Annotated in this window: 23 protein-coding genes and 2 tRNA genes; 18 read left to right on the forward strand and 7 right to left on the reverse strand. The window is 44.5% G+C overall.

Annotated features, from left to right (window positions below; genetic code table 11):
• Positions 1 to 212: 212 nt before the first annotated feature.
• Positions 213 to 1,637 carry an aspartate ammonia-lyase gene (gene aspA, locus Xkoz_RS15315; RefSeq protein ID WP_099142933.1) on the reverse strand — a complete coding sequence of 475 codons (1,425 nt, stop codon included), beginning with the start codon at positions 1,635 to 1,637 and terminating at the stop codon, positions 213 to 215.
• A gap of 380 nt (positions 1,638 to 2,017) precedes the next feature.
• Between aspA and Xkoz_RS15320 the strand changes: the two genes are divergently transcribed.
• The 4 genes from Xkoz_RS15320 to Xkoz_RS15335 all read left to right on the forward strand — a co-directional run bounded on the left by Xkoz_RS15320 (position 2,018) and on the right by Xkoz_RS15335 (position 5,229).
• Positions 2,018 to 2,551: an FxsA family protein gene (locus Xkoz_RS15320; protein WP_099142934.1), complete on the forward strand. Its 534-nt coding sequence runs from the start codon at positions 2,018 to 2,020 to the stop codon at positions 2,549 to 2,551.
• A 178-nt stretch (positions 2,552 to 2,729) separates the two neighbouring features.
• Positions 2,730 to 3,023: a co-chaperone GroES gene (locus tag Xkoz_RS15325; RefSeq protein ID WP_099142935.1), complete on the forward strand. Its 294-nt coding sequence runs from the start codon at positions 2,730 to 2,732 to the stop codon at positions 3,021 to 3,023.
• 58 nt (positions 3,024 to 3,081) lie between these two features.
• Positions 3,082 to 4,728, forward strand: coding sequence for a chaperonin GroEL (gene groL / locus Xkoz_RS15330; protein WP_099142936.1), 1,647 nt, complete (start codon positions 3,082 to 3,084; stop codon positions 4,726 to 4,728).
• 159 nt (positions 4,729 to 4,887) lie between these two features.
• Complete coding sequence (locus Xkoz_RS15335; RefSeq protein WP_099142937.1) at positions 4,888 to 5,229, forward strand: DUF4156 domain-containing protein; 342 nt, start codon at positions 4,888 to 4,890, stop codon at positions 5,227 to 5,229.
• 213 nt (positions 5,230 to 5,442) lie between these two features.
• On the opposite strand, the gene epmB is transcribed toward Xkoz_RS15335, so the two are convergent.
• Positions 5,443 to 6,474, reverse strand: a complete 1,032-nt coding sequence (gene epmB / locus Xkoz_RS15340; RefSeq protein ID WP_099142938.1) for an EF-P beta-lysylation protein EpmB — start codon at positions 6,472 to 6,474, stop codon at positions 5,443 to 5,445.
• 40 nt (positions 6,475 to 6,514) lie between these two features.
• Between epmB and efp the strand changes: the two genes are divergently transcribed.
• Positions 6,515 to 7,081: an elongation factor P gene (efp, locus tag Xkoz_RS15345; protein ID WP_099142939.1), complete on the forward strand. Its 567-nt coding sequence runs from the start codon at positions 6,515 to 6,517 to the stop codon at positions 7,079 to 7,081.
• 190 nt (positions 7,082 to 7,271) lie between these two features.
• The gene (gene sugE, locus Xkoz_RS15350; protein WP_099142940.1) at positions 7,272 to 7,586 is read left to right on the forward strand and encodes a quaternary ammonium compound efflux SMR transporter SugE; all 315 of its coding nucleotides are present in this window, start codon (positions 7,272 to 7,274) and stop codon (positions 7,584 to 7,586) included.
• A gap of 39 nt (positions 7,587 to 7,625) precedes the next feature.
• On the opposite strand, the gene Xkoz_RS15355 is transcribed toward sugE, so the two are convergent.
• Positions 7,626 to 7,838, reverse strand: coding sequence for a helix-turn-helix domain-containing protein (locus Xkoz_RS15355; RefSeq protein WP_099142941.1), 213 nt, complete (start codon positions 7,836 to 7,838; stop codon positions 7,626 to 7,628).
• A gap of 226 nt (positions 7,839 to 8,064) precedes the next feature.
• Here Xkoz_RS15355 and Xkoz_RS15360 point away from each other — a divergent pair, with 226 nt between their 5' ends.
• Together Xkoz_RS15360 and Xkoz_RS15365 are read left to right on the forward strand one after the other, a co-directional pair.
• Complete coding sequence (locus Xkoz_RS15360; RefSeq protein ID WP_099142942.1) at positions 8,065 to 8,235, forward strand: helix-turn-helix domain-containing protein; 171 nt, start codon at positions 8,065 to 8,067, stop codon at positions 8,233 to 8,235.
• 266 nt (positions 8,236 to 8,501) lie between these two features.
• Positions 8,502 to 9,284, forward strand: coding sequence for a sulfite exporter TauE/SafE family protein (locus Xkoz_RS15365; RefSeq protein ID WP_099142970.1), 783 nt, complete (start codon positions 8,502 to 8,504; stop codon positions 9,282 to 9,284).
• Positions 9,285 to 9,359: 75 nt separating this feature from the next.
• Here the strand turns inward: Xkoz_RS15365 and uriH are convergent, their stop codons facing one another.
• A complete protein-coding gene (uriH, locus tag Xkoz_RS15370) occupies positions 9,360 to 10,310 on the reverse strand; it encodes a uridine-preferring nucleoside hydrolase UriH (RefSeq protein WP_099142943.1) in 951 nt (316 codons plus the stop codon).
• A gap of 444 nt (positions 10,311 to 10,754) precedes the next feature.
• Between uriH and Xkoz_RS15375 the strand changes: the two genes are divergently transcribed.
• The 4 genes from Xkoz_RS15375 (at position 10,755) to phoA (ending at position 15,660) form a co-directional block, all read left to right on the forward strand.
• Positions 10,755 to 12,056 carry an NAD(P)/FAD-dependent oxidoreductase gene (locus Xkoz_RS15375; RefSeq protein ID WP_099142971.1) on the forward strand — a complete coding sequence of 434 codons (1,302 nt, stop codon included), beginning with the start codon at positions 10,755 to 10,757 and terminating at the stop codon, positions 12,054 to 12,056.
• Between the two features lie 77 nt (positions 12,057 to 12,133).
• Positions 12,134 to 12,514, forward strand: a complete 381-nt coding sequence (locus Xkoz_RS15380) for a cupin domain-containing protein (RefSeq protein WP_099142944.1) — start codon at positions 12,134 to 12,136, stop codon at positions 12,512 to 12,514.
• Between the two features lie 14 nt (positions 12,515 to 12,528).
• Positions 12,529 to 14,022, forward strand: a complete 1,494-nt coding sequence (locus Xkoz_RS15385) for an aldehyde dehydrogenase family protein (protein ID WP_099142945.1) — start codon at positions 12,529 to 12,531, stop codon at positions 14,020 to 14,022.
• A 201-nt stretch (positions 14,023 to 14,223) separates the two neighbouring features.
• Positions 14,224 to 15,660 (forward strand): alkaline phosphatase, encoded by a 1,437-nt coding sequence (gene phoA, locus Xkoz_RS15390; protein WP_099142946.1) that lies wholly within the window; start codon positions 14,224 to 14,226, stop codon positions 15,658 to 15,660.
• Positions 15,661 to 15,683: 23 nt separating this feature from the next.
• Here the strand turns inward: phoA and Xkoz_RS15395 are convergent.
• The 3 genes from Xkoz_RS15395 to rsmC form a co-directional block, all read right to left on the reverse strand.
• Positions 15,684 to 15,770 (reverse strand) — tRNA-Leu (locus tag Xkoz_RS15395).
• A gap of 46 nt (positions 15,771 to 15,816) precedes the next feature.
• Positions 15,817 to 15,903, reverse strand: a tRNA-Leu gene (locus Xkoz_RS15400).
• A 204-nt stretch (positions 15,904 to 16,107) separates the two neighbouring features.
• Complete coding sequence (gene rsmC / locus Xkoz_RS15405; RefSeq protein ID WP_099142947.1) at positions 16,108 to 17,121, reverse strand: 16S rRNA (guanine(1207)-N(2))-methyltransferase RsmC; 1,014 nt, start codon at positions 17,119 to 17,121, stop codon at positions 16,108 to 16,110.
• A 129-nt stretch (positions 17,122 to 17,250) separates the two neighbouring features.
• Here rsmC and Xkoz_RS15410 point away from each other — a divergent pair, with 129 nt between their 5' ends.
• From Xkoz_RS15410 to Xkoz_RS15435, 6 genes are all read left to right on the forward strand, one after another.
• Positions 17,251 to 17,661, forward strand: coding sequence for a DNA polymerase III subunit psi (locus Xkoz_RS15410; RefSeq protein WP_099142948.1), 411 nt, complete (start codon positions 17,251 to 17,253; stop codon positions 17,659 to 17,661).
• Positions 17,630 to 18,079, forward strand: a complete 450-nt coding sequence (rimI, locus tag Xkoz_RS15415; protein WP_099142949.1) for a ribosomal protein S18-alanine N-acetyltransferase — start codon at positions 17,630 to 17,632, stop codon at positions 18,077 to 18,079. The genes Xkoz_RS15410 and rimI overlap by 32 nt, the downstream gene beginning before the upstream one ends.
• Positions 18,080 to 18,341: 262 nt before the next feature.
• Positions 18,342 to 19,931, forward strand: a complete 1,590-nt coding sequence (prfC, locus tag Xkoz_RS15420) for a peptide chain release factor 3 (protein ID WP_099142972.1) — start codon at positions 18,342 to 18,344, stop codon at positions 19,929 to 19,931.
• Between the two features lie 195 nt (positions 19,932 to 20,126).
• Positions 20,127 to 20,528, forward strand: coding sequence for a BON domain-containing protein (locus Xkoz_RS15425; protein WP_099142950.1), 402 nt, complete (start codon positions 20,127 to 20,129; stop codon positions 20,526 to 20,528).
• Between the two features lie 309 nt (positions 20,529 to 20,837).
• On the forward strand, positions 20,838 to 21,956 hold the full coding sequence (locus Xkoz_RS15430; protein ID WP_099142951.1) for a patatin-like phospholipase family protein: 1,119 nt from the start codon (positions 20,838 to 20,840) through the stop codon (positions 21,954 to 21,956).
• Positions 21,957 to 22,727, forward strand: a complete 771-nt coding sequence (locus Xkoz_RS15435; RefSeq protein WP_099142952.1) for a TatD family hydrolase — start codon at positions 21,957 to 21,959, stop codon at positions 22,725 to 22,727.
• The last annotated feature ends 145 nt before the right edge of the window (positions 22,728 to 22,872 follow it).

Raw genomic sequence — 22,872 nt, forward strand, 5'->3', positions numbered from 1 at the left:
TAACATTCATGGTAACCTAATAATATTTGCAATTTATTTAAAATCAGTATATTACAGATATAGCTGCGGAATGACGGATTAAGATTATTGCTTTTAGGTGTCTGTTTATTTTAAATAAAAGTGGAATAATTTATATAATTATTAAAAAGGCACGCTCCGATTGGAATGCGTGCCTTAATGATTAAGACGAACTCGTTATTATAATCATTTAATTAGTTATCAAAACGTTTTGCTTTATAAGTTGGATGTTTTAGGTTCTCAACGGAGAAAATATCATCTAATTCAGTTTCGGTCAGCAGACCGCGTTCAAGCACGACTTCGCGGACGCTCTTGCCTGTTTCAGCGCAGATCTTACCTACGATATCGCCATTGTGGTGACCAATGAATGGGTTCAGATAAGTCACGATCCCGATAGAGTTGAATACGAAACTTTCGCAGACTTTCCTATTGGCAGTAATCCCATTGATACATTTTTCAACCAAATTACGGCATGCATTGTTCAGGATAGACATAGATTCAAACATCGCCTGACCAATCGCCGGTTCCATGACGTTAAGCTGCAACTGCCCCGCTTCTGCTGCCATCGTGATACAGGTATCGTTACCGATAACTTTGAAGCAAACCTGGTTAACCACTTCTGGCACAACAGGGTTAACTTTAGCTGGCATGATGGAAGAGCCTGCTTGTAATTCTGGCAGGTTGATTTCATTCAGGCCAGCACGAGGGCCGGAAGAGAGCAGGCGTAAGTCGTTACAAATCTTGGACATTTTAACAGCCAGACGCTTTAACGCACTGTGAACCATGACGTAAGCGCCACAGTCAGAGGTGGCTTCTATCAAATCTTCTGCCGGTTGGCAAGGCAAACCTGTGACTTCGGCCAATTTTTCAACGACCAGCTTTTGGTAACCTGGTGCGGTATTTAAGCCAGTACCAATAGCGGTGGCACCAAGGTTCACTTCCAGCAGCAGCTCTGCCGTGCGAGTGATGTTTTTGATTTCTTCTTTCAACAGCACAGAGAAAGCGCGGAATTCTTGGCCCAAAGTCATAGGGACAGCATCTTGCAACTGGGTACGACCCATTTTCAGGATGTCATCGAATTCAACGCCTTTTTTATCGAAGCCTTCTTTTAGCAACCCAATGGAATCAATTAAGTGCATCAGGGAGTTGTAAACAGCAATACGGAAGCCTGTAGGATAAGCGTCATTGGTTGACTGGCTTCTGTTTAGGTGATCATTTGGGTTCAGGTACTCATATTCACCTTTTTGATGTCCCATCAGCTCCAGGCCGATATTTGCCAGCACCTCATTGGTGTTCATGTTCAGTGAAGTACCTGCGCCACCCTGAAAGACATCAACAGGGAATTGATCCATACATTTGCCTTTAATCAGGATTTCATCACATGCTTTGACAATGATGTCCGCCGCTTTTCCAGGAATAGTATGAAGTTCTTTGTTTGCCAGTGCTGCGGCTTTCTTCACCATCACCATCCCTCGGATAAATTCCGGTACACTGTTGATGGTACGGTCACTGATATAAAAGTTTTCAATCGCACGTAGAGTGTGAATACCGTAGTAGGCTTCAGCAGGAACTTCTCGTTTACCTAACAGGTCTTCTTCGATACGAATGTTGTTTGACATGAGAACCTTCTTAAAATTAGATACGTTTTTTGGCTGTTCTATTAAGTGTTTGTTGAGAAATAATGTTGCCGACAACAATTTCCTTGATATTAGATACTTATCACGAAATTGCTGGCGCGATCATATGTGGATTTGTCAGAAATGCCTTGAACCTGGATCACTTTATAGTGCTATTTTATTGATGAAATTACATATGTGTGACTAAGGTCACGATTACGGAGGGCGAAAGTTAAGTGTTTTAAGTATTGAAAACGGCCATGATTATCCCCACTTGTATTACCTGACACCATAATTATGTGATCTACCCCTCTATTAGATGTCTAACATAGTGTGAATGATCAAATAGTATGAACTCTCAATAGTAATGAAAGGAGAACCACGTGCGTTGGCTCCCGCTTATCCTTATATGTCTTCTGGTCTACATCGAGTCCGTCCTGTTTGTTCGGCTTGCCTCTGAAGTTGGGGTTTTGTTGACTCTGTTACTGGTTATTCTTACCTCTTGTCTTGGTGTATCCCTTGTGCGTAATCAAGGCATCAAGAATTTTATCTCTATGCAGCAAAAAATCGCGGTTGGTGAAAATCCTGCCGAAGAAGCGGTGAAAAGTGTTTCTCTGGTTATCGCGGGATTCTTATTGATCCTGCCGGGTTTCTTCACCGATTTTCTCGGATTACTGCTGTTATTGACGCCTGTACAGAAACTCCTGACAGCGAAGTTATTGCCTTATATTAAGTTTTACCGTCCGAATACTTTTAATGGTTCCGGTAATCGTGGTGGCGGTTATGGTCAGAGTGGGCAGACTTTTGAGGGAGAATATGAGCGCAGGCAAGAGGGGGCTCCCCATATCCTGGATGACCAAAAATCCGATAACTCCCCAAATAAGGGTGAGTCTGGCAGTGAACACAATAAGAAATGATTGCTTGCTGCGTTGGCTGAAATTTCAGTGGATGAGAAAAAAGTAAAATATTTTTTGCTACCCACCCTTGAAGTCATGATCCCAAGCCCCAATTTGTAGCTTCATGGTACTGGTTCTGTTGGGTTCTGGTATCAATCCTCTTTACCTGATATGGACTTTATTTATAGGAGATCTCTCAATGAAAATTCGTCCATTACATGACCGCGTTATCGTTAAGCGTACAGAAGTTGAATCAAAATCCGCTGGCGGCATTGTTCTGACGGGATCTGCTGCGGGCAAATCTACCCGTGGAAAAATTTTAGCAGTCGGCCATGGCCGCATCCTCGAAAACGGGGAAGTGAAAGCGCTGGATGTAAAAGTGGGTGATACCGTCATTTTTAATGAAGGTTACGGCGTTAAAACAGAAAAGATCGATAATGAAGAAGTATTGATCATGTCTGAAAGCGATATTCTGGCAATTGTTGAAGCGTAATTGAGAATCTAGTTACGCTTAGATCTTCTTAATTGAATGAATTTAAAGGAAAGACACAATGGCAGCTAAAGACGTAAAATTTGGTAATGATGCTCGCAGCAAAATGCTACGCGGTGTGAATGTACTGGCTGATGCAGTTAAAGTGACTTTGGGTCCTAAAGGCCGTAATGTAGTTTTGGATAAATCTTTCGGTTCGCCTGTCATCACTAAAGACGGTGTATCTGTAGCGCGTGAAATCGAATTGGAAGACAAATTCGAAAACATGGGTGCTCAGATGGTTAAAGAAGTCGCCTCTAAAGCTAATGATGCGGCAGGTGATGGTACTACTACAGCAACCGTACTGGCCCAAGCTATCGTCACCGAAGGTCTGAAAGCTGTTGCTGCCGGCATGAATCCAATGGATCTGAAGCGTGGTATCGATAAAGCCGTTTCTGCCTCTGTTGAAGCGCTGAAAAAACTGTCCGTACCTTGCTCTGATTCCACTGCTATTGCACAGGTTGGTACTATCTCTGCAAACGCCGACGAAACCGTAGGTAAACTGATCGCAGAAGCGATGGATAAAGTCGGTAAAGAAGGTGTCATCACCGTTGAAGAAGGTACTGGTCTGGAAGACGAGTTGGATGTTGTTGAAGGTATGCAGTTCGACCGTGGCTACCTGTCTCCTTATTTCATCAACAAACCAGAAGCTGGCTCTGTTGAACTGGAAAACCCATACATCCTGCTGGTTGACAAGAAAATCTCCAACATCCGTGAACTGTTGCCAGTTCTGGAAGGCGTAGCCAAGGCAAGCAAGCCTTTGGTGATCATCGCTGAAGATGTTGAAGGTGAAGCATTGGCAACGCTGGTTGTTAACAATATGCGTGGTATCGTGAAAGTTGCTGCGGTTAAAGCACCTGGCTTCGGTGATCGCCGTAAAGCCATGCTGCAAGATATCGCTACCCTGACCAACGGTACTGTTATCTCTGAAGAGATTGGTCTGGAGCTGGAAAAAGCGACTCTGGAAGATCTGGGTCAAGCAAAACGTATTGTTATCAACAAAGACACCACAATTATCATTGATGGTGTAGGTGAAGAAAGCACAATTGCTGCGCGTGTTACTCAGATCCGTCAGCAAATCGAAGAATCGACTTCTGACTATGACCGTGAAAAACTGCAAGAGCGTGTCGCGAAACTGGCTGGCGGTGTTGCTGTCATCAAAGTGGGCGCAGCAACTGAAGTTGAAATGAAAGAAAAACGCGCACGCGTTGACGATGCACTGCACGCAACGCGTGCGGCTGTCGAAGAAGGTGTTGTTGCGGGTGGTGGTGTTGCCCTGGTTCGCGTCGCTGCGGCTATCACTGACCTGACCGGTGATAACGAAGATCAGAACGTAGGTATCCGTGTTGCACTGCGTGCAATGGAAGCGCCAATGCGTCAGATCGTCGACAACGCAGGTGAAGAGCCATCTGTTGTTGTCAATAACGTGAAAGCAGGCAAAGACAACTACGGTTATAACGCTGCAACTGAACAGTACGGCGATATGATCGACATGGGTATCCTGGATCCAACTAAGGTAACCCGTTCTGCACTGCAATTCGCGGCTTCTATCGCTGGCCTGATGATCACGACCGAAGCAATGGTGACTGAACTGCCTAAAGATGACAAAGCTGACTTAGGTGCAGCCGGCGGTATGGGCGGCATGGGTGGAATGGGCGGCATGATGTAATGCTGTTCACCCTGATGATGGAATTACCCATCTGTTAGGACAAGCCTTTGAAGGCGAGCAAGGAAAACTTGCTCGCCTTTTTATTTTTTTGTCCTGATGAGAGACAAAAGGGTATATTTGTCACCACGGTAGGAATTTCTATAACCAATGAGGGAAGTTATGCGAATTAAAATTTTGTTTGGTGCGGCAGCATTCTTGTTGGCAGGGTGTACAACAACTCACCAACTCACCTCCGCAGGCACTCATGTCCGTTTTGTGGATGAGCAACCCGCGAGTGAATGTCAGCGGTTAGGTGAAGTTACTGGCATTCAAAGCAACTGGCTTAATGGCGTTAGTAATGAGAGCAGTTCTATGCGCAGTGCAGCCAACGACTTACGTAATAAAGCAGCTGAAATGGGCGGCAATGTTATTTATGGCGTAAATAGTCCGTCCGAGGGATTGTTGGCGAGTTTTGTCCCCGTGGATAGCAAAATGGTTGGCCAGGTCTATAAGTGCCCCTAAGCATTAATGCCATCAGTCCAATGAAATAAAAAACAAAAATATTGCCCCGAAGACCAGATGGTGCCGTTTATGGGTATGTAATGCAAAAAATCGATGGGGCTAGTGATAAAGTGGTTTGGGCAATGCCCAGAAAGAATGTTTCGCGTATACATTTAGCTTCTGTACATTGCCCGTTAAAAAGCGCTTTATTGGTGGTGGCGCGGCCTAATCTTATCACTCGTTTTGGGCTAGCCCTAAATCCAGCGGTGTTTTGCTTGGTTCTCCACCAATTTCCCTTGTCAGGCCAGGAACCAGATAACCCGATACTTTAGTCAATAATTCTCGCATGATAGCTTTTGCTTCTTCATCATCCACAAGAAAATGTGCCGCGCCTTGAACTTTATCCAAAACGTGAATGTAGTAAGGCAATATACCTGCGTCGAAGAGTGCATGACTTAAGTCAGCCAGAGTATCTGCATTATTATTGATATCACGTAACATCACACTTTGGTTCAGTAGTGTCACGCCAGCTTGTTTTAGCCGTGTCATGCTTGTGCGGAACGCATCATCAATTTCATTGGCATGGTTGATGTGCGTTACCATGATCACCTGTAAGCGGGTTTGTGCTAAACGGTTGCACAGCGAAAGTGTAATGCGATCAGGGATCACAACCGGCAAGCGGGTATGAATGCGTAACCGCTTAATATGTGCAATGGATTCAATGTGGCTGATTAACCAGTCCAGTTCATGATCCTTAGCCATTAGCGGATCACCGCCAGAAAAGATAATTTCATCCAGTTCAGGGTGCTGTTCAATATAATTTAAGGCAAGCTGCCAGTTGTTTTTGTTACCTTTATTGTCCTCATAAGGAAAATGACGACGAAAACAATAACGACAATTAACCGCACAGCCCCCTTTGACCAATAGCAAGGCGCGATTGCGGTATTTATGCAATAGGCCAGGAACAATACTCCGTTGTTCATCCAATGGATCAGTGGAAAAACCAGGAGACGTTGCAAACTCTTCCCGTGAGGTCAGAACTTGTAATAGCAAGGGATCACGGGGATCACCCTTTTTCATCCGTGCCACAAATGCTCTCGGTACACGCAGCGGAAATAAACGCTTCGCATCATTACCTTCTTGTAGCATCGTATGCGTGTTTAAGGATAATAGTTGCAATAATTCACTGGGATTTGTAATAACATCCGCAAGATGTTGTAGCCAGGCTTCTCTGGCGGGGGGTATATGGGTTATAATATGTGCCATTTTTTTGGCTAAGCCATTTGTTAAAAATTAGAGGATCTCCATGGCTACTTATAGTACCAATGAATTCCGTTCAGGTCTTAAAATCATGTTAGATGGCGAGCCGTGCGCTATTCTTGACAGTGAATTTGTTAAACCAGGTAAAGGTCAGGCATTCGCCCGCGTCCGTATTCGTAAACTGATCTCGGGTAAACTGCTGGAAAAAACTTTCAAATCAACAGATTCTGTTGAAAGTGCAGATGTCATGGATATCAACCTGACTTATTTGTACAACGACGGCGAATTCTGGCACTTCATGAATAACGAAACTTTTGAGCAGTTGGCTGCTGATGCAAAAGCCATTGGTGACAGTGAAAAATGGCTGATCGATCAGGCAGAATGTATTCTGACTCTGTGGGATGGCCGTCCTATCTCTGTCACGCCACCCAATTTCGTTGAACTGGAAATCGTTGATACCGATCCAGGTCTGAAAGGTGATACTGCTGGCACCGGCGGTAAACCGGCAACGTTGAGCACCGGCGCTGTTGTTAAAGTACCTCTGTTTGTGCAAATCGGCGAAGTGATCAAAGTTGATACCCGTTCTGGCGAATACGTTTCTCGCGTAAAATAATTGCCCTTGTTATTTTAAAAAAACCGCAGCCTCTTCGTCCAGAGGTTGCGGTTTTTTTGTTGTCACTCATTGGTTATTATCATTGCGGCTAGCTATAATCCCATTTCATCTCTTATCGTTATCCTGGACGACCTGGATAAACGTCATCTTATTGGGGACGACCCCACTTATCATCATATAAAGGGAAGACATGTCTTGGTTCATCCTTCTTATTGCGGGTTTGTTGGAAATAGTGTGGGCAGTGGGCCTGAAATATACTCACGGTTTTTCACGTTTGGTGCCGAGTTTAATGACGATCAGCGCGATGGTTGTCAGTATGGGGTTACTCGCCTATGCCATGAAAAATCTGCCAGCAGGAACTGCCTATGCCGTGTGGACGGGGATTGGCGCGGTAGGTACGGCAATTTTTGGCATCATGGTGCTGGGAGAATCGGCGAATTTTGCGCGGATATTGAGCTTGAGTTTGATTGTGATTGGCATTATTGGCTTAAAACTGGCGAGCTGATGGCCGATAAATAAACCCAGCGCAGGGCTGGGTTTATCATTATTTCTTTTCATAACGCGAAGGCCATATTTCTTCTGGCGGGCGTCCCAATGCGGCTGCAATGAGGCGCTCGCCTTTTGGCCAATGTCGTTGCAGTGCGTTGGCAAGGGTTGATGACGCCAGCCCTGCTGTTCGCGACACTTCTGATAGTGTTGTTCCGCGTTTTTTCAGCTCAGCGATGATGTCAGCAGAATGCCAGTCTTTTTTTTCCATTCTTAAACCCTCCTGTTATCAGTTAGTAATCATCTTTTTCAATTAAAAAGTCAGCCAGTATTCAGTAGACTATAAGCCACACATCATAGCATAACTCCTGCTGAAACGTGACTTATAGTCCGTGGTCGGATAAGTAACATGAATCGATACTTATCGGATGAAAAAATCGAACAATATAAGATCCCTGTTTGGTCAAAGAATTAGGTATCTCAGGAGAGAAGCTGGGATGTCACAAGAGGCTTTTGCCGACAAGTGTGGATTGGATCGCACTTATGTGAGTGGCATTGAGCGTGGTGTCAGGAATCCTACCTTGGAAATTATCTATGTGATAGCAAATGGACTACAGATTGAACTCAATGAATTGTTCGATTTTGGGACAATACCGCCTCCCCGTTAAAACACGCTAGCAAGGGAACAACGCGAGCATTTTGTCAGGGACATAACTTTTATCAACTCAGCTTCTATACCTTTACTTTCTTTCAGTTGCAACGTCGCAGTCAATAAGGCTGCGATGGCATTCTCTGGCTGCCTGGCTTGAACATTAGGCTGAAAAATATATTCTATTTTTGAATATGATATTTATTTTTGCCATATTATGGGCGGTGCGGGCTGAAAATTTGGTAAAAAAAGACGTTTGATTCGATATCAATTGGAAATGAGATGATGCTATTGATCCCTGAACTTGCAATTGGGGCGATTGTTGGTTTGATTATCAGTACTACTGGTGTGGGCGGTGGCGTGATAGTTTTGCCAATCCTGACCTATTTTTTTGGATTGGATGCATTAGCTTCTGTAGCAACGGCTAATCTTCTTTCAATGCTGATGAAAATATCATCTTCTTATATGCACTTTCGCATGGGAAATATTCCCTTACGACAATCTTTGATTATTCTGCTGATCATGATACCCGGTACGGTGTTCGCCAGTTATGGCGTCACCATGCTGAGTCATTTAAGCCATAATCGGCTACAGCTTGAATGGGGGATCAACCTACTGGTTTTACTGGCTATCTTATTTTCCCTTTATCTTTTTTATCGCCGAATACGCCAGCCTAAATTACACATAGACCAATCACAACGACAATCTGGGCTGATTAAGCCCCTCTTACTGCCTGGGACAGGAGCCGGATTGGTGCTTGGGGCGACCGGTGTGGGTGGCGGTGTCGTGGTATTGCCGTTATTGTTGCGCTATGGGCAAATGAGCATTAAGCAAGCGGTCGGTGTTTCCCTCTTTATTACGATGATGTTATCCGGTTCCTCTGCTTTTGCTTATGCCTACGGCGGGCATACGGATTGGAAACTGGCGTTGGTACTGTTTGTTGGCTCTTTGCTGGCTATCCCTTTTGCCAGATATTTGATAAAGCATATGTCTGATAAAGTACTACAGCATGCCACATTATTTTTGATCTTAGGTAGTGCTGTGTTAATGGGGAGTCGATTAGTTTGACAAAAATGTCCTTGACCATTGAGGCGGAAGGGCAGTCTCAATGGTCAAGGGATAGATCAAATAAAATCAATAACATCAGTAAGTTGTTTCACCTATATTTTTCAGGGCATCAATCACTAATTGCCAGAATTTGGCATGATCCAATTTGACAGCCACTTGCGTATGGCAATCCTCAGGTGGCGGAAAACGAAAATCTGCCACTGTCATTCCTGTTGTTAAAGTGCCTGTCAGTTCAATATCAATGGGGACTTTTTGGGTCGTTATAACATCAGGGTTGATCACATAGGCTACGGCACAGGGATCATGCACAGGCGGATAACCGAATCCTTGATGCTCACGATACCTATCGCCATAAAATTTCAGTGCATCCAAAACGAATTGGCTGGAACGTGTTTTAATCTGGGCGATGGCTTCAATAATTTCAGGTGTTGCTTGCGCTTGGTGAGTGAGATCTAAACCAACCATCGTCAGCGGCCATTTTTCATTAAAAACAATGTGTGCAGCTTCTGGATCGATCAGAATATTGAACTCTGCCACTGCACTTTTGTTTCCTTTATGATAACCCCCTCCCATTAATACAACTTCCTTGACACGCTCAACAATTTGCGGTGCCTTACGTGCCGCCATTGCGATATTGGTCAAACCCGCGGTTGGAACCAAAGTCACACTCTTGGGTGGGTTTTCCATAATCACATCAATAATGAGATCAACTGCATGGCGAGCATCCAGTTTCATGTCAGGTTCGGGAAGAATAGGACCATCCAGACCTGTTTCACCATGAATGTCGGGGGCTGTCTTGATCTCTCGAACAAGTGGGCGGTGGCAACCGGCTGCGAAAGGGACATGACGAATATTAGCGATGCGTGCAATACAAAGGGCATTGCGGGTAACTTTATTCAGGGTTTGGTTACCAACAACGGTCGTTACAGCTAACAGTTCAATACTGGGAGTCCCGTGGGCAAGCAAGAGAGCAATGGCATCATCATGGCCGGGATCGCAGTCAAGGATAATTTTTTTGGGCAGCATATTTATTCCTTTCCAGAGATTATACCTTTTATTTTTCAAGTTACTGTTTTGTCGGTTACAACTCGAAACTTATTAGGTACATAGGTAAATATCTACTTTCAGAATAATTCATGGTCAAAAAAATTCCTCCAAAACCTATCACAAAACCAAAATGTAAAAGCAATAATTTAACAATAAATATTTTAATAATTGCGATTTGATTAACACAAAGGCAACAAATGATTTGAGCATTTTAAGTACATATGATTCATATATATCAAGCATGAAATGCATGAATGCTATTTTATCAATTTATTAACTTATTAATATTTTGCTTTTGTTTGTTTTGTTAATACATCTGGACAACTTACGTTCAATAAATGTGATAAACCTCCCTGAGAAAAGGAATCGCAAGGTGATTGGTTGTACACCATCAGGGGTAAGCAAATGCTCATGGGGTATAACATGAATAATAAACTTGATTCATTAACATATTATACGGCGACAAAAAAATACGATCTTCGTTTCCCGATGCTGACAGAAGATCTGGATGTTGATGTCGTTATCATTGGTGGCGGTTTTTCAGGCATCAATACGGCATTAGAGCTGGCAGAAAAAGGCATCACGAATATTGCTATTTTGGAAGGCCGAACTTTGGGATATGGCGGTACAGGCCGTAATGGTGGTCAGGTGATGACGGGCATTGGTCATGACCTGAATAAAATCAAACGCCATGTGGGTAAAAAAGGTCTGGAAACCCTATTTAAAATCAGTGGATTGGGCGCAGGGATTATTCGTGATCGCATTGCCAAATATGATATTCAGGCTGACTTTTGCCAAGGTTATGCCTACCTTGGCTGGAATTCGCGACATGATAAAACCTTGCACAGTTGGCTACAGGAATTTCGCCAGGCCTCCCCCGATGAAGATATTGCGCTTTATACGGGTTCAGATGTTAAAAAAATCATTGGCTCAGACCGTTATACTAGTGCGTTAAAACATATGGGAGGCGGGCATGTTCACTCGCTCAACTTGTTACTGGGAGAGGCCAAGGCTGCCACTGAATATGGCGTTAAAATTTTTGAAAACAGTCAGGTTGTAAACGTAGAGTATGGTTCCAGAGTCACCGTACGCACAGTAACGGGATCAGTTCGCGCCAATAAAATGTTGTGGGCCTGCAATGGCTTTTTGGATGGCCTCGAACCGACTATTTATAGAAAAACGATCAATACCTATGCTTTTCAACTGATGACAGAAGAGCTGCCGGACGATGTGATTGAAAGGATCAGTCCAATTCGAGGGGCATACAGCGATATTAGCCCAGTTATCGATTACTACCGTGTTACCAAGGAAAATCGCCTGTTATATGGCAGTGCGACACATTTTATTGAATATATCCCTTCCGATTTAAAAGCATGGAACCGCCACCTGATGCTTAAGACTTTCCCTTATTTGAACGATGTGAAGATAGAGCTGGCTTGGGGTGGACCATTATGTTGCAGCGCTAACCTGTTCCCGCAAATTGGTTCTCTGCCTGCGCATAACAATGTGTTTTATGTCCAGGGCTATTCGGGTTTTGGGGTAACGCCAAGCCACATCATCTGCAAAATTTTGGCTGAGGGAATGAGCGAAGGCTCGGAACGTTATTCGTTACTCAGTTCGGTTCCACATCTCAATATCATTGGAAAAGACAAACTGAGAAATGTCCTGCTCTCCATCGGTAAAACTTGGCACCAAACCTCAGGCTATTGGCAAGGACGTCGCTAGTTTTATCACTATTTAGGTTTTTTCTTGTCACCCATTCTTTTCACATTTTTGGAACGCAACAGTTAAAGGTAAAAATCATGATAAAGCCATTAGTGTTAGATAAAGCACTTCCTGAATTAATGCCAATTGGCAGCGTCACTCATCTTGGTTCTATTGTAGTGGAAGGTGATCCGCAGGTGAGCGTAGCCATGATCCACGGCGAGCCATCGGATAATCTGACATGTGGTATTTTTGCCTGCACTAAGGGCAAATTTAACATGATCTATCCCTTTGATGAGATGGCAACAGTGCATGAAGGTTCAGTGAAACTAACTGATGTTAAAACAGGGGTTATGGTTGAATATCATAAAGGCGATTCGTGGTTTGCGGCAAAAGGGAGTGAAGTCTTGTGGGAAATCACCAGTGAACGTTTCGTCAAACATTATATGGCGTGCATCAATGGGCAAGTGTCTGACTAAACAGGGGAAAAATGATGAGTGAAATGAATTTGCTGGCGTCCGTTACCGCTTTTTTGCAGCGCTCTCACGGTCATTATATTCAGGGTGCTTCTGTTCTTGGTCAGGCAAATGAAACTTTTTCTATCGTAAATCCCGCATCCGGTGAAGTGATAACTGAAATTAATCAAGGCGGGGAGCACGAAGTTAATCAGGCAATGCAGGCGGCATCCGATGCTTTTCACGGCGTGTGGGCACAGACTTCGCCGATAGAACGGGGAAATTGCCTGAACCGGTTGGCTGATCTATTACAAAAGAATAGTGAAGAGTTAGCGCAACTGGAAAGTTTATGCACCGGGAAGCCAATTCAATTATCCCGTATGCTGGATGTGGGGGCATCGGCTGATTATTTACGCTATTTTGCCGGATGGTCGACCAAAATCACGGGCGAAACAATAAATGTTTCATTGCCATCATTTAAAGGGGAAAAATATTCTGCGTTTACTCGCCGTGAGCCTGTTGGCGTTGTCGTTGGCATCATTCCGTGGAATTTTTCCATCATGATTGCGATCTGGAAATTGGGAGCCGCGTTGGCTTGTGGTTGTACGATTGTGCTTAAGCCCAGTGAATATACCCCCTTAACCATGCTTCGTGTTGCTGAACTGGCAAAAGAAGTGGGTATCCCAGATGGTGTGATCAATATTGTCAATGGCTCAGGCGCTCGCGTTGGCTCCTCCCTGATTAATCATCCCCAATGTGACAAAGTCACTTTTACAGGCTCGGTTCCAACAGGAATGAGCGTGGGAAAATTGGCCTTGGAACAGGGATTGAAGCATACAACGCTGGAGCTTGGTGGCAAAAACGCAGCGGCTTTTCTGCCTGATGTGCCAGTTGAAAAGATCGTTGATGGCATATTGGAAGCGGGATATGTGTATCAAGGGCAAATTTGTGCCGCTGCGGAACGTTTTTATATTCCATCTGTTCATATGGATGCGGTTCTGGCGTTACTTACTGAACGCTTATCTGCGATGAAAATTGGCTCTCCCCTTGATGAATCAACGGAAATAGGGCCTTTGGCAAATAAAGCACATTACGAAAAAATCCTGTCTATGTTTGAAAAAGCGCGTCTGGAAGGCAATGAAATTGTCTACGGAGGCTATGCTCTGGAAAGGCCAGGATTTTTTGTCGCACCAACCGTGATTAAAGCCAACAGTGCCGAAGATACATTAATGAAAGAGGAGACATTCGGGCCGATCGGCGCTTTCCTCAGTTACGATGATGAGGAAGCGCTAATTACCCTGATGAATGCGACGCCATTTGGATTATCTGCCAGCCTATGGACGAATGATATGAGCAAAGCCATGCGTATGATCCCCTGTATTAAGGCGGGAATGCTGTGGGTTAATATGCATACGTTTCTGGATCCTGCGGTGCCATTTGGTGGTATGAAATCTTCCGGGATTGGCCGTGAGTTTGGCAGTGCATTCATTGAGCATTATACAGAGCTGAAATCGGTCATGATGCGTTATTAATGGAATGATAATCGTCATGGAATAGTCATATTGGCAGAGCGCTTACTCAAGCGCTCATCTTTTCTGTGTTGCCATGCAGAAAAATCGTTGTCATAAGAATGTCGTCATAGGTTCAACTCGTTGTCATATGACATATCTATGATCCGGGCAATTCAACATGATTATTTTTCATCCTATTCATCTGATTGCAAGGAAAATCCTATGTATTGTAACCATCAGAAAAGCCGACTTGCTGTGGCCGTTGCTGTATTGATATCAGGCGTTACAGTGCCTGCATGGGCAGCCGGTGATTCAAATCACATTCTGGCGCAACAGCGCACGGCTCAAGGCAATATTACCGAATTTGGTGGTGCCCGCCGTCTGACCCAAGATCAAACAGAGGCGCTTAAGGCCGCGCTGAGTAATCACAAAGCCAAGAATGTGATCCTGTTTATCGGCGATGGCATGGGAGACTCTGAAATTACCCTTGCCCGTAATTATGCCGAGGGTGCTGGTGGATTTTTTAAAGGAATCGATGCCTTGCCATTCACTGGCCAATATACACACTATTCGTTAGATAAGAAGACACATAAACCCAACTATGTTACGGATTCCGCGGCCTCTGCTACGGCCTGGGCAACGGGAGTCAAAACCTATAATGGGGCGTTGGGAATTGATGTTTTTGGCAACTCTCATCAATCTCTTTTGGAACTGGCTAAAAAGAACGGCAAAGCAACGGGAAATGTCACCACGGCTGAAATCCAGGATGCAACCCCCGCCGCTTTATATGCCCATATTATAAATCGTCGGTGCTACGGCCCTGAGGAGACTTCGCAGTATTGCGCGACAAATGCCTTAGAAAAAGGCGGTAAAGGTTCTATCACTGAACAATTACTGGCGGTACGTGCTGACGTGACCTTGGGAGGAGGGGCAAAATCGTTCACCCAGCAATCGGTATCCGGTGCTAATAAAGGAAAGACCTTGCAACAACAGGCATTGGAGCAGGGATACCAATGGGTAACGGATGCGAAATCATTGGCCGCCGTCAAAAATGCCAACCAACAAAAACCCCTATTAGGCTTGTTTCATCAGGGAAATATGGATGTCGCCTGGGAGGGACCCAAAGCGGTTTATCACGGAAATATCGATGAAAAGCCGGTGAAATGCACCGTGAATGCTAAATTAGATCCTAACGCACCGACGTTGGAACACATGACAGAAAAAGCGATTAATTTACTGAAAAAGAATAAAAATGGCTTTTTCCTGCAAGTTGAAAGTGCTTCGATTGATAAACAGGATCACAATGCCAATCCTTGTGCGCAGATTGGTGAAACCGTCGCCTTGGATAAGGCCGTACAAGTTGGCCTTAAATTTGCCAAAGAACAGGGCGATACATTGGTGATTGTGACGGCTGATCATGCACATGCTAGTCAGATCATTGAGCCTGATGTCAAATCGCCTGGCTTGACGCGTTCGTTGATTACAAAAGATGGCGCAGTGATGACGGTCAATTATGGTAATTCGGAAGGGGATAAACAGGAACATACCGGTGCACAGTTACGTGTTGCGGCTTACGGTCCGCATGCTGCCAATATCGTTGGCTTAACCGACCAAACGGATCTGTTTTTCATCATACGGGATGCGATGGATTTAAAATAACAAGAAAAGAAAAATGGAAACAGTGGTGCGAAGGGGGGGACTTGAACCCCCACGTCCGTAAGGACACTAACACCTGAAGCTAGCGCGTCTACCAATTCCGCCACCCTCGCAGGTACTGCCATTTATCCAGTTTGTTCAATCGATAGCTGTCTGATTTGGTGCGAAGGGGGGGACTTGAACCCCCACGTCCGTAAGAACACTAACACCTGAAGCTAGCGCGTCTACCAATTCCGCCACCCTCGCATACTCAGACACTATCACTTAAACGGATAGCATGGGGGCGCATTCTAGAGATTTTATGGCTGGCGTCAATCATTATTTAGGAAGGAAACGTGTGATTGGTGTAAAAATCGGCATGTCGAAGTGTCTGGGGAAGGCTGAGGAAAAATAGACATTGCCTGCTCCCCGTTAAACGGGGGCAGGCAAAACAGGGTGTCGATTGCCGACTTATTTCTTGGTCGCCTGATAGACTTTGAATTTACCTGTTTGCGCAATGACCTGATGGCGGCCAAAGGCTTTATCCAGCAGCTCAGGATAAGGTAAAAAAGCGTTTGCGACGATCCGCAACTTACCGCCAGATTTCAGATAATTGGGTGCCATACGGATCATATCTTCGGCCGCCGTCAAATTGTTTTTCAAGCCATCATGGAAGGGAGGATTAGAAATGATCCAGTCGAATTTCTCCTCAATGGCAGAATAGACATTACTTGTGACCACATTGCCTTTCAGCTTATTGGCTAGCAGTGTTGCCTTACTGGATATGATCGCGGCAGCATTGACATCACTTAGTGTCAGGGACAAATCAGGGTTCTTTTTACCCAGTACCGTTGCCAATACGCCGGCACCACAAGCAATATCCAACAGGCTGCCAGAGATGGGGGCATCGAAAGTCGAAAGCAACAGGCGGCTGCCGATATCCAAATCATCTTGACTAAAGACACCCGGCAGCGTATTGATGACGGCATCCCCGACTTGATAGCTGTTCCACCAATTGTCCTGATCAAACTGGACCTGATTTTTCAATTGGCCGTAAAACAGGCTACAACGCCGTGCTGTATCAATTTTGTGGAAAGTGGCGATGCCTTCCATTAACTTATCGATACTGCGTACGCCACTACGGTTTTCTCCTACAACAAAGATATCAGTACCCGGTGGCAGGATGGAAAACAGATTACGTAGTTGAAAACGTGCTTCATGTTTGCTTTTGGGCCAATAATAAATCAATGTATTACAGCCTTTGGTAAATGTGCTGTCTGCTACAAGGCCAAAGTAGGCATTATCACCCAGTTGACGGATCAGGGATTGCCAGTGGTGATATTGGTTAGTATGTACACGCACACTTGCGGCTTCAATTTCCGTTGCCAGGTTATCCTGAAGATCACCGGCAAAGAGCAGATGTTGAGAGTGGAATTGCTCTTGATGGCGCAGGATAACTTCGCTGGCCGGGGTTAATACTGACATCTATGTATAGCTCCTTATAAATCTTTATCTGAACATCAGTGGGCGGTACTGACGGCTGGTTGGCGCAGGGATAAGCCCTCTGATAATATGTTACCTGTTATTTTTTTATGGCAGATGGAATAAAACACGATGACAAAACGTGACAGATTACTCTCCCGACTGGGGATCACCCAATGGGTTTTGCGTAGCCCAATGGCTTTGCAAGGTGAATTATCTGTCCTCATCCCTGATTCAACCCGTCTATTGATCATTAGCCATGATCATATTGACTTAAGTCATTCATTGTTTGCTGATATTTTCACAGCCATGGGGATCGATGCCTCATCGGTATATTGCATCACGACAAAAGAGGTTGAGCTACTTTCGGAATCAATCCACTGCCCAAGCTGGCTGTTGGGGGTTGATATTACCTTATCAATACAAGGGATTTCTTTGAGAAGCCCAGCATTAAATGACTTATCTCTTGATGGGAATGCAAAACGTGCTCTTTGGCAACAAATTTACCATTATGAAGAATATTTCTCTATTAACTCCCGTTGATCTTGCAGCAGCATTGCAAATAGAACAGGCCAGTCATGCGTTTCCATGGAGTGAAAAAACCTTTTACTCCAATCAAGGAGAGCGTTATCTCAACTATAAGATAACGCAAAATGACCAGATTGTCGGTTTTGCGATAACGCAATATGTCATGGATGAAGCAACGCTATTTAATATCGCTATTCACCCTGAGCACCAATCACGGGGATATGGCAGGGCATTGCTGACGCATCTTATCAACCTATTACCTGAAAAAAAGATCAATACGTTGTGGCTTGAGGTTCGGCGCTCTAACCAATCCGCCATTCGTTTATACGAAGATATGGGGTTCAATGAAGTTTCTATCCGCAAGAATTATTATCCAACGGCGACCGGTAAGGAAGATGCCATTATTATGGCGTTACCGTTGTTTGGTGGATAAGAATTGTTTGGTGGATAAAAATTGTTTGGTGGATAAAAAGTAGGGGGAAAAGTTTTTATGGAAACTCTTGCGATGCACAAATTAGCGCGGATTGCCCATATCTTGGCTTATTCATTATCTTGAATATCATTGGTTGTTTATAACGCCAAGTTCAGCCAAAATAAGCGCCAACCACGATTAACTCGACGGATTTGAAAGTGGAGCGCCATCAGAAGGCGCTTTCCAGATGATATCAACCCGTACAACCAGAAGATCCCAATTGATGTCAAGTTCCTCATTTCAGCAGGAAGTCGCGAAACGACGCACTTTTGCTATCATTTCTCACCCGGATGCGGGTAAAACAACGATTACCGAAAAAGTATTATTGTTCGGACAGGCGATCCAGAAAGCCGGGACGGTAAAAGGCCGAGGCTCCAACCAACACGCCAAATCTGACTGGATGGAGATGGAAAAGCAACGTGGTATTTCCATTACCACTTCCGTCATGCAGTTTCCTTATGCTGACTGTCTAGTCAACTTACTGGATACCCCAGGGCACGAAGATTTCTCGGAAGATACTTACCGCACTTTAACCGCCGTTGACTGTTGCTTGATGGTCATTGATGCCGCGAAAGGGGTTGAGGATCGCACTCGTAAGCTGATGGAAGTAACTCGCCTGCGTGACACACCGATCCTGACATTCATGAACAAGCTCGACCGTGATATTCGTGATCCGATGGAGCTGATGGATGAAGTCGAAAATGAACTGAACATTGCCTGTAGCCCAATTACATGGCCAATCGGCTGCGGTAAATCCTTTAAAGGCGTCTATCACCTCTATCTTGATGAAACTTACCTGTATCAATCAGGTCAAGGGCATACCATTCAGGAAGTTCGTGCTATCAAGGGATTGGACAACCCTGAACTTGATGCGGCAGTGGGGGAAGAGCTGGCGAACCAACTGCGTGAAGAGCTGGAACTTGTTAAAGGTGCATCCCATGAATTTGATCAGGAAGCCTTTTTAGAGGGGGAATTAACCCCCGTCTTTTTCGGTACTGCACTGGGTAATTTTGGTGTTGATCATATGCTCGATGGCCTGGTTAAATGGGCGCCAACCCCAATGCCTCGTCAGGCTGATGCGCGTGCAGTGCCTGCCAATGAAGAGAAATTCACCGGTTTTGTTTTCAAAATTCAGGCTAATATGGATCCGAAACATCGTGACCGCGTGGCATTTTTGCGCGTTGTTTCCGGTAAATATGAAAAGGGCATGAAACTGCGCCAGGTTCGCATTAAGAAAGATGTTGTCATTTCGGATGCACTTACCTTTATGGCAGGGGATCGTTCTCATGTTGAGCACGCTTATCCAGGGGACATTATCGGTTTGCACAATCATGGCACTATCCAGATTGGCGACACGTTCACCCAGGGTGAAGAGTTGAAGTTTACCGGCATTCCTAATTTTGCACCTGAATTATTCCGTCGTATTCGTCTGCGTGATCCGTTGAAGCAGAAGCAATTGCTGAAAGGTCTGGTGCAATTGTCAGAAGAGGGAGCCGTACAGGTATTCCGTCCGTTGTCCAATAACGATCTGATCGTTGGGGCGGTCGGTGTGCTTCAGTTTGACGTGGTTGTCGCTCGCTTGAAGAGTGAATACAACGTTGAAGCGCTGTATGAACCGGTTAACGTTTCCACGGCTCGCTGGGTCGAGTGCAGCGATGCGAAGAAATTGGAAGAGTTCAAGCGCAAAAATGAACAAAACTTGGCTTTCGATGGTGGCGATAACTTAACTTACATCGCACCAACAATGGTTAATTTAAATTTGACCAGTGAACGCTATCCTGATGTGTCTTTCCGTAAGACACGGGAGCATTAATATCCTTTTGGGGCCAGCTATCCTGTTGGCCCTTATTACTTATCCTGCATATATATTCTAACTTTTCCTGCAATAAAAGAATAATTCTCTGGTTTAGTGAAAATGTACGTTATTTTTTGTAAATCTGATTTGAACACTACTGCCTAATTGACATACTGTCTTGGTTACAGTTCAAGCTAATTAAAAGGTGGTAGGATGAAAAATATCAAGTTTGCACATTCACTACTGGCTGTTGTTCTGGGTTCAGTATTGGCGAGTAGTAGTGCCCTGGCAGCCGATCTTTCTGCAGGAAAAGCATTGGAGAGTACAGAACAAAAAATCGATAAATCGGTCGATATTGCAGGGAAAAAAATTGATGACACCTTGCAAAAAGCAGATGCTTATTTAGACGATAGTGCCATTACAACAAAAGTAAAAGCGAAATTGCTGGAACATAAGAGTATAAATAGCCGTGACATCTCAGTGAAAACGGAAAAAGGGGTTGTCTATCTTTCTGGTTTTGTTAAAAACAAACATCAAGCGGCGAAATTAGCTAAGATTGTCCATGGAATAAAAGGTGTCAAATCAGTAAAAAGCACGATAGAGATTAAGAAATGATCTTGATGTGAAAAAACAATCACAGATTGAAAAATAACAGGCATCGTGAATAGAGTGGTGGATAATAGCCACTCTTTCTGTTTCTTTTCCTCGAATAATATCTTGTTAAATTAAGCGATCATCTTACAGGAATGTTATTCACTGGCAGTATGCCAATAAATTGCTACTCTCATATCGACTTAACCATTAATGCTTTATTTTTCATTTCTTATAAAAATGTGACAAGTAAGTTGTTTGGGCAACGATATACTGATAGATATACGATCCGTGTGGCTTGGTACTGCCATTCATTTTCAGAGGGAGAGAAGAGTGGGGAAACATGTTCCAATAACATTGGGTAATATCGAACCCTTAGCTTATAAATCACAAATCAAACCTGGGAAAATTGCCCTTGTTTGTGAAGGTGGGGGTCAGCGAGGTATTTTTACTGCGGGTGTGTTGGATGAATTTCTTCGCCTTGGCTTTAATCCGTTTGAACTGTACCTTGGGACATCAGCGGGAGCGCAAAATCTTTCTGCCTATATTTGTGGCCAAAGGGGATATGCACGCAAGGTCATCCACCGTTATACAACTGATCCTGCTTTTTTTAATCCATTACGCTTTGTGCGTGGAGGGCATTTGATCGATTTAGATTGGTACATTGCGACGATATCTAAGCAGTTGCCACTCAATATTTCCGCCGCCATGCGTCAGTTTGATGCCGGGCGAGAATTCTACATGTGCGCTTGCCGCGCGGATAATTTTGCACCGAATTACCTGCACCCGGATGACAAAAACTGGATGGATATCATCAAAGCCTCAAGCGCCATTCCAGGATTTTATCGTAACGGCGTTACCCTTGATGATGTGGTTTATCAAGATGGTGGCATTTGTGATGCGATCCCCGTGCAGGAAGCCTATCGCCGAGGGGCGAATACGATCGTTGTGATTCGAACCGTGCCGTCACAGCTTTACTATACACCTCAGTGGTTCAAGCGTATGGAGCGCTGGTTAGAAGCCAGTAGCTTGCAAAAAATGGTCAAGATGATCAACCTCCATGCCCGGAGTTATCGCCGGACACAAGAATTTATCGAAAATCCACCGGATGATGTGCAAGTCTTCGAAATCTATCCGCCCGCCCCATTGGCGACAATGGCATTAGGCAGTCGGCTCAGTGCACTAAATCAGGATTATCATTTGGGGCGGCGCTGCGGGCGATATTTTCTGGCAACGATTGGACACACTTTCGTGGAAGGAAAATTTGGTTATGCAGAGCGTAGGAGTTATGGAGCATGCCGTACGGGATTAAGCCCCGATGGCTTCAGTCGCGACTGTTTTCGGAGAAATCATTTCCTGAACAATTGTTCAATAGTGGAATCCCCAATACCTGATGTGATGGAACATACGCAAATGACCGAAACGTTGATGCTGGATAAGCTGGATAATTAGATGTTTATTGACACCCATTGCCATTTTGATTTCCCCCCTTTTGCCGGTGACGAAATAGCAAGCCTGCAACAGGCCAGGCAAATGGGGGTGGAAAAAATGATTGTCCCCACAATAGGTCAAATGAACTTCCAGAGGGTTTCTGTATTGGCTGGGGCTTATTCTCCAATTTATGCCGCATTTGGTTTACATCCACTCTATGTTGCTGAACATCAAGCGGTTCATTTGCATGAATTGGGACAAAAACTACAAGAAAAAAATACCAAATGTGTCGCGGTAGGCGAAATTGGCCTTGACCTTTATATGCCAGAACCGCAGTTTGAAAAGCAGAAAAGTCTGTTGGAGGCGCAGCTAAAACTCGCTAAACAGCATGATCTCCCCGCGATCCTCCATTCCAGAAAAAGCCATGATCCATTGGCGGCCATCTTGAGAAAGCATAAGTTACCACGAACAGGCGTTATTCATGGTTTTGCGGGAAGCTTGTCTCAGGCCCAAGCCTTTATTCGCCTTGGCTTTTACATCGGCGTCGGGGGGACAATTACTTACGACAGGGCGCAGAAGACGCGTAACACGATTTCACAATTGCCCCTGTCTTCTTTGGTATTGGAAACGGATGCGCCTGATATGCCGTTATCGGGGTTTCAGGGACAACCAAATAGACCAGAAAACGTTGCCCAAGTTTTTTCTGTATTGTGTGAATTGCGTCGAGAGCCGTCAGATGAAATTGCGAACCAAATTTACCAAAACAGTGTGGCATTATTTGCATTGGATTGACCTGTACCGAGTTGCAAGCTAATGACAGAAAAACGGATTCTCAGGCACGTACTAACAAAAAAGCAGCGATTTGAAAGAGAGGAGTAGAGTAAATATTAATAATGCTTAACTGATATTCCTTGCCTATTTATTCTGTTTTTTACCT

Origin of the sequence: Xenorhabdus kozodoii (genome assembly GCF_002632875.1) — a bacterium.
Taxonomy (GTDB): domain Bacteria; phylum Pseudomonadota; class Gammaproteobacteria; order Enterobacterales; family Enterobacteriaceae; genus Xenorhabdus; species Xenorhabdus kozodoii.

What these genes read in the sequence shown, in the direction of transcription:
- aspA (WP_099142933.1), bottom strand. Translation starts at nt 1,637, where the DNA reads ATGTCAAACAACATTCGTATCGAAGAAGACCTGTTAGGTAAACGAGAA.
- Xkoz_RS15325 (WP_099142935.1), top strand. Translation starts at nt 2,730, where the DNA reads ATGAAAATTCGTCCATTACATGACCGCGTTATCGTTAAGCGTACAGAA.
- groL (WP_099142936.1), top strand. Translation starts at nt 3,082, where the DNA reads ATGGCAGCTAAAGACGTAAAATTTGGTAATGATGCTCGCAGCAAAATG.
- Xkoz_RS15335 (WP_099142937.1), top strand. Translation starts at nt 4,888, where the DNA reads ATGCGAATTAAAATTTTGTTTGGTGCGGCAGCATTCTTGTTGGCAGGG.
- epmB (WP_099142938.1), bottom strand. Translation starts at nt 6,474, where the DNA reads ATGGCACATATTATAACCCATATACCCCCCGCCAGAGAAGCCTGGCTA.
- efp (WP_099142939.1), top strand. Translation starts at nt 6,515, where the DNA reads ATGGCTACTTATAGTACCAATGAATTCCGTTCAGGTCTTAAAATCATG.
- sugE (WP_099142940.1), top strand. Translation starts at nt 7,272, where the DNA reads ATGTCTTGGTTCATCCTTCTTATTGCGGGTTTGTTGGAAATAGTGTGG.
- Xkoz_RS15355 (WP_099142941.1), bottom strand. Translation starts at nt 7,838, where the DNA reads ATGGAAAAAAAAGACTGGCATTCTGCTGACATCATCGCTGAGCTGAAA.
- Xkoz_RS15360 (WP_099142942.1), top strand. Translation starts at nt 8,065, where the DNA reads ATGTCACAAGAGGCTTTTGCCGACAAGTGTGGATTGGATCGCACTTAT.
- Xkoz_RS15365 (WP_099142970.1), top strand. Translation starts at nt 8,502, where the DNA reads ATGCTATTGATCCCTGAACTTGCAATTGGGGCGATTGTTGGTTTGATT.
- uriH (WP_099142943.1), bottom strand. Translation starts at nt 10,310, where the DNA reads ATGCTGCCCAAAAAAATTATCCTTGACTGCGATCCCGGCCATGATGAT.
- Xkoz_RS15375 (WP_099142971.1), top strand. Translation starts at nt 10,755, where the DNA reads ATGAATAATAAACTTGATTCATTAACATATTATACGGCGACAAAAAAA.
- Xkoz_RS15380 (WP_099142944.1), top strand. Translation starts at nt 12,134, where the DNA reads ATGATAAAGCCATTAGTGTTAGATAAAGCACTTCCTGAATTAATGCCA.
- Xkoz_RS15385 (WP_099142945.1), top strand. Translation starts at nt 12,529, where the DNA reads ATGAGTGAAATGAATTTGCTGGCGTCCGTTACCGCTTTTTTGCAGCGC.
- phoA (WP_099142946.1), top strand. Translation starts at nt 14,224, where the DNA reads ATGTATTGTAACCATCAGAAAAGCCGACTTGCTGTGGCCGTTGCTGTA.
- rsmC (WP_099142947.1), bottom strand. Translation starts at nt 17,121, where the DNA reads ATGTCAGTATTAACCCCGGCCAGCGAAGTTATCCTGCGCCATCAAGAG.
- Xkoz_RS15410 (WP_099142948.1), top strand. Translation starts at nt 17,251, where the DNA reads ATGACAAAACGTGACAGATTACTCTCCCGACTGGGGATCACCCAATGG.
- rimI (WP_099142949.1), top strand. Translation starts at nt 17,630, where the DNA reads ATGAAGAATATTTCTCTATTAACTCCCGTTGATCTTGCAGCAGCATTG.
- prfC (WP_099142972.1), top strand. Translation starts at nt 18,342, where the DNA reads ATGTCAAGTTCCTCATTTCAGCAGGAAGTCGCGAAACGACGCACTTTT.
- Xkoz_RS15425 (WP_099142950.1), top strand. Translation starts at nt 20,127, where the DNA reads ATGAAAAATATCAAGTTTGCACATTCACTACTGGCTGTTGTTCTGGGT.
- Xkoz_RS15435 (WP_099142952.1), top strand. Translation starts at nt 21,957, where the DNA reads ATGTTTATTGACACCCATTGCCATTTTGATTTCCCCCCTTTTGCCGGT.